This window comes from Erythrobacter sp. SN021 (assembly GCF_021864455.1).
Window position 1 is genome coordinate 1 of the sequence record NZ_JAKKUW010000009.1, and the last position, 5,895, is coordinate 5,895.

At 54.4% G+C, this 5,895-nt stretch carries 3 tRNA genes and 3 rRNA genes; all 6 read right to left on the minus strand.

Annotated features, from left to right (window positions below):
* Window positions 1–57: 57 nt before the first annotated feature.
* Window positions 58–134 (minus strand) — tRNA-Met (locus L5849_RS14585).
* Between the two features lie 223 nt (window positions 135–357).
* Window positions 358–472, minus strand: a 5S ribosomal RNA gene (rrf, locus tag L5849_RS14590).
* A 116-nt stretch (window positions 473–588) separates the two neighbouring features.
* A 23S ribosomal RNA gene (locus tag L5849_RS14595) occupies window positions 589–3,380 on the minus strand.
* 268 nt (window positions 3,381–3,648) lie between these two features.
* A tRNA-Ala gene (locus L5849_RS14600) sits at window positions 3,649–3,724 on the minus strand.
* A 15-nt stretch (window positions 3,725–3,739) separates the two neighbouring features.
* A tRNA-Ile gene (locus L5849_RS14605) sits at window positions 3,740–3,816 on the minus strand.
* Window positions 3,817–4,000: 184 nt separating this feature from the next.
* Window positions 4,001–5,489: ribosomal RNA gene (locus L5849_RS14610) — 16S ribosomal RNA — on the minus strand.
* The 16S, 23S and 5S rRNA genes sit together here with 3 tRNA genes alongside, the layout of an rRNA operon.
* Between the last annotated feature and the right edge of the window lie 406 nt (window positions 5,490–5,895).

The following is a 5,895-nucleotide window of genomic DNA, read 5'->3' on the forward strand; positions in this document are numbered from 1 at the left end:
GATCAGCTTCGTTAGGTTTTCGGTTTTGCGGTTTGTTGTTGTGTGTTGATTTGTGTTTGGTTGCGGGGGTTGGATTTGAACCAACGACCTTCAGGTTATGAGCCTGACGAGCTACCGGACTGCTCCACCCCGCGGTACCGTTTTTGCTGGCTTCAAGCGCCAGCGCCGACATTTGTCGGCTTGGCTATCCTCGCTCATGCGACCTGAAGGTCGCGTCGCTGCGGACGGCCGCTTGGCCTTGCCTTACCCTGGCGGGCTCGGTTTGGCGCGACGTCTCGAGAGACGCCAAAAGGGCCGCCCTTTCGGGTCAGCCCTTCGACATGTGAATGGGTTTATGCCCTGACCGCCTGCTGTAATGCCTGGCGACGACCTACTCTTCCAGTGCTTGAGCACTAGTACCATCGGCGCTGTCCGGTTTCACGGCCGAGTTCGAGATGGGATCGGGTGGGTCACGGACGCTATAGCCACCAAGCAATAGAGCGGGCGGTCAGGGTTTAAATCGATGCTGTTGAGCCTTCGAGGGCTTATCCGGCTGGAGTTTCCTCCTTATCGCGGACAGCACAGGGCTGTCGTTGATGGTATGGATCCTACAAGCGCGAAAAGAACTATTAGGACCGGTTAGCTCCACGCATTACTGCGCTTCCACACCCGGCCTATCAACGTCATGGTCTATGACGGTTCGAAGATTGCTTATCTCAAGGGAGGCTTCCCGCTTAGATGCTTTCAGCGGTTATCCCGTCCGTGCATAGCTACCCTGCGGCACCCTTGGCAGGATGACAGGTACACCAGAGGCACGTTCACCCCGGTCCTCTCGTACTAGGGGCAACTCCTTTCAACAATCGACGCCCACGGCAGATAGGGACCAAACTGTCTCGCGACGTTCTGAACCCAGCTCACGTACCACTTTAATTGGCGAACAGCCAAACCCTTGGGACCTGCTCCAGCCCCAGGATGTGATGAGCCGACATCGAGGTGCCAAACGATTCCGTCGATATGAGCTCTTGGGAATCATCAGCCTGTTATCCCCGGCGTACCTTTTATCCGTTGAGCGATGGCCCTTCCACGAGGGACCACCGGATCACTATGACCGACTTTCGTCTCTGCTCGACTCGTCAGTCTCGCAGTCAGGCAGGCTTATGCCATTGCACTCTTGCAGACGGTTTCCAACCGTCCTGAGCCTACCATCGCGCGCCTCCGTTACTCTTTAGGAGGCGACCGCCCCAGTCAAACTACCCGCCACAGAGGGTCCCAACACCGGCTAACGGTGCCTGGTTAGACATCAGAAAATCACAGGGTGGTATTTCACAGGTTGGCTCCCCTCGGACTGGCGCCCGAGTTTCAAAGCCTCCCACCTATTCTACACAGTAATTTCCTAATGCCACTCTGAAGCTGCAGTAAAGGTGCACGGGGTCTTTCCGTCTAACCGCGGGTACTCCGCATCTTCACGGAGAATTCAATTTCGCTGAGCATATCCTGGAGACAGTGGGGAAGTCGTTACGCCATTCGTGCAGGTCGGAACTTACCCGACAAGGAATTTCGCTACCTTAGGACCGTTATAGTTACGGCCGCCGTTTACTCGGGCTTCAATTCGGAGCTTGCACTCCTCCTCTTAACCTTCGAGCACCGGGCAGGCGTCACACCCTATACGTCGTCTTGAAGCCGACTTAGCAGAGTGCTGTGTTTTTGCTAAACAGTCGCTACCCCCTGGCCTGTGCCCCCCACAAAGACTTGCGTCGATATGGGGCCTCCTTCTTCCGAAGGTACGGAGGCAATTTGCCGAGTTCCTTCAGGATACTTCTCTCAAGCGCCTTGGTATACTCTACCTGACCACCTGTGTCGGTTTCGGGTACGGTCTATAGTGAAGAGGCTATTTCCTGGAACCGCTTGGCTGCCCACCCAATCCAATAAGGGTGAACAACGTCCACGATCCGTCACACATCTTCAGGCCCACGAATATTTACGTGGTTCCCATCGACTACCCCCTTCGGGCTCGTCTTAGGGGCCGGCTAACCCTGCTCCGATTAGCGTTGAGCAGGAACCCTTGGTCTTTCGGCGACAGGGCATCTCACCCTGTTTGTCGCTACTCATGTCAGCATTCGCACTTCCGATACGTCCAGCGTCGGTTACCCTTCGCCTTCACTCGCTTACGGAACGCTCCGCTACCGCTCAGAATAAATTCTGAACCCTAAGCTTCGGTGCATATCTTTAGCCCCGTTACATCTTCGCCGCAGGAACCCTTATTTAGACCAGTGAGCTGTTACGCTTTCTTTAAAGGATGGCTGCTTCTAAGCCAACCTCCTGGTTGTTTTGGGATTCCCACATGCTTTCCCACTTAGATATGACTTGGGGACCTTAGCTGTAGGTTAGGGCTGTTTCCCTTTTGACGACGGACCTTAGCACCCGCCGTCTGTCTGCCGGATAAGACTCGATGGTATTCGGAGTTTGGTTAGGTTTGGTACCGCTCGCGCAGCCCTAGCCCATCCAGTGCTCTACCCCCATCGGCATACATCCGACGCTCTACCTCAATAGATTTCGCGGAGAACCAGCTATTTCCCGGCTTGATTGGCCTTTCACCCCTAAACACAGCTCATCCGAGAATTTTTCAACATTCACCGGTTCGGTCCTCCAGTGCGTGTTACCGCACCTTCAACCTGGCCATGCCTAGATCGCCGGGGTTCGGGTCTAATCCATCATACTCAGTCGCCCTGTTCAGACTCGCTTTCGCTGCGCCTACACCTAACGGCTTAAGCTTGCATGGTAGATTAAGTCACTGACCCATTATGCAAGAGGTACGCTGTCACCCCCTATGGGGCTCCAACTGCTTGTAAGCATCCGGTTTCAGGTACTGTTTCACTCCCCTAATCGGGGTGCTTTTCACCTTTCCCTCACGGTACTGTGTTCGCTATCGGTCATGTGCGAGTATTTAGGCTTGGAGGGTGGTCCCCCCATGTTCAGACAGGATTTCACGTGTCCCGCCCTACTCGAGTCCTTCATCATCACTTTCGCATACGGGGCTGTCACCCGCTATGGCCACTCTTTCCAAAGTGTTTTGCTAGTTGAAATGAAGGCGCTGGCCTGGTCCCGGTTCGCTCGCCACTACTACGGGAATCTCTGTTGATGTCTTTTCCTCCGGGTACTGAGATGTTTCAGTTCCCCGGGTTCGCTTCACCAAACCTATGTATTCAGTCTGGTGATACCCTATCCACCTCTTCTGTAACTCCCGAGGGAGAAACAGAGGAAATGGTGAGGGTGGGTTTCCCCATTCGGAAATCGCCGGATCAAAGATTGCTCACATCTCCCCGACGCTTATCGCAGCGTGCCACGTCCTTCATCGCCTGCACATGCCAAGGCATCCACCAAATGCTCTTACCTCACGCTTGAGAATCCACACCATCAACGACAGACCTGCATAAAAGTCAGTCGCCTCGCGATAGTGCGGAGGAATATCTCAGCCAGATAAATCAATTTGATTGATCTTGTTTGTGATGCATCGACCATGGCGATCGGCCCGAAGACCAACCTTCCACAATCCATGCGCCACGGCATCGATTTAAAAACCCATTCACAATGTCAAAGACAGCGGCTCAAAGCCGCCTACTCGCGTCAAACGCGAGATCCGCTTTCGTTTCATCCATCGGATTGAATACCTGGTGGAGCCTATCGGGATCGAACCGATGACCCCCTGCTTGCAAAGCAGGTGCTCTCCCAGCTGAGCTAAGGCCCCGTAAGACCAGGTACTTGGTAGGCCCGAGTGGATTTGAACCACCGACCTCACCCTTATCAGGGGTGCGCTCTAACCAACTGAGCTACGGGCCTATGTGCCAAGCGGGCCACAAGGCCGCAGTCGGCAAAAGCCAGCTCAGGCAAACAGCATCTCACAAGCCAGGCCTGTGAGGCTGTATCCGATTGATGAAAGGACATGAGGACGACGGCAATGTTCTTTGAAAAGTCGCGAAGCACTTCCAGCGGCTAGCGCCGGCGCTTTCGTGACAATCCTTAGAAAGGAGGTGATCCAGCCGCAGGTTCCCCTACGGCTACCTTGTTACGACTTCACCCCAGTCGCTGAACCCACCGTGGTTGGCTGCCTCCTGCAAGCAGGTTAGCGCACCACCTTCGGGTGAATCCAACTCCCATGGTGTGACGGGCGGTGTGTACAAGGCCTGGGAACGTATTCACCGCGGCATGCTGATCCGCGATTACTAGCGATTCCGCCTTCATGCTCTCGAGTTGCAGAGAACAATCCGAACTGAGACATCTTTTGGAGATTAGCTAACCCTCGCGGGATCGCTGCTCACTGTAGATGCCATTGTAGCACGTGTGTAGCCCAGCCTGTAAGGGCCATGAGGACTTGACGTCATCCCCACCTTCCTCCGGCTTATCACCGGCAGTTTCCTTAAAGTGCCCAACTAAATGATGGCAACTAAGGACGAGGGTTGCGCTCGTTGCGGGACTTAACCCAACATCTCACGACACGAGCTGACGACAGCCATGCAGCACCTGTCACTAGGTTCCCGAAGGAAAAGAATCTGTCTCCAGAAACCGTCCTAGGATGTCAAAGGCTGGTAAGGTTCTGCGCGTTGCTTCGAATTAAACCACATGCTCCACCGCTTGTGCAGGCCCCCGTCAATTCCTTTGAGTTTTAATCTTGCGACCGTACTCCCCAGGCGGATAACTTAATGCGTTAGCTGCGCCACCCAAGCTCCATGAGCCCGGACAGCTAGTTATCATCGTTTACGGCGTGGACTACCAGGGTATCTAATCCTGTTTGCTCCCCACGCTTTCGCACCTCAGCGTCAATAACTGTCCAGTGAGTCGCCTTCGCCACTGGTGTTCTTCCGAATATCTACGAATTTCACCTCTACACTCGGAATTCCACTCACCTCTCCAGTATTCTAGCCATCCAGTTTCAAGGGCAGTTCCGGGGTTGAGCCCCGGGATTTCACCCCTGACTTGAAAAGCCGCCTACGTGCGCTTTACGCCCAGTAATTCCGAACAACGCTAGCTCCCTCCGTATTACCGCGGCTGCTGGCACGGAGTTAGCCGGAGCTTATTCTCCAGGTACTGTCATTATCATCCCTGGTAAAAGAGCTTTACAACCCTAAGGCCTTCATCACTCACGCGGCATTGCTGGATCAGGGTTGCCCCCATTGTCCAATATTCCCCACTGCTGCCTCCCGTAGGAGTCTGGGCCGTGTCTCAGTCCCAGTGTGGCTGATCATCCTCTCAGACCAGCTATGGATCGTCGACTTGGTAGGCCATTACCCCACCAACTATCTAATCCAACGCGGGCCCATCTAAAGGCGATAAATCTTTGGTCCGAAGACATTATCCGGTATTAGCAGTCATTTCTAACTGTTATTCCGAACCTAAAGGCAGGTTCCCACGCGTTACGCACCCGTGCGCCACTAAGCCCGAAGGCTTCGTTCGACTTGCATGTGTTAGGCATGCCGCCAGCGTTCGTTCTGAGCCAGGATCAAACTCTCAAGTTTGTATCACTCACCTATCAGCCGCGATCCGAAGATCGCCCGACCAACAAGCAAGAGCTTCAAGGAGCCGATACCTGCACTGTCAAACGTAATGGATACGAATGAACATGCATCATCACTCACCACCTGTGGAGGCAATGAGGATGTGGCAATCGGCTTGGTTACTGGTATCCGGAGCCTTAAAACCCCCGGACCAGGCGCCGTCGCCCACATGTCCCTTCATCAAAAACCAACAATGTCAAAGAACCACCAGACACTAATAGCGGACAGCTAGTGCTTCCCCGACTTACACCGGGGGACCGGCTATCCGATTATGTTGGCGACCAATACAGCGAACGGTGAAAGCCGTCAGCGCCGCGTCGGTGAGGGCCATCTAGGAGCACACCCGGATCCGGTCAACGCCTTTTTG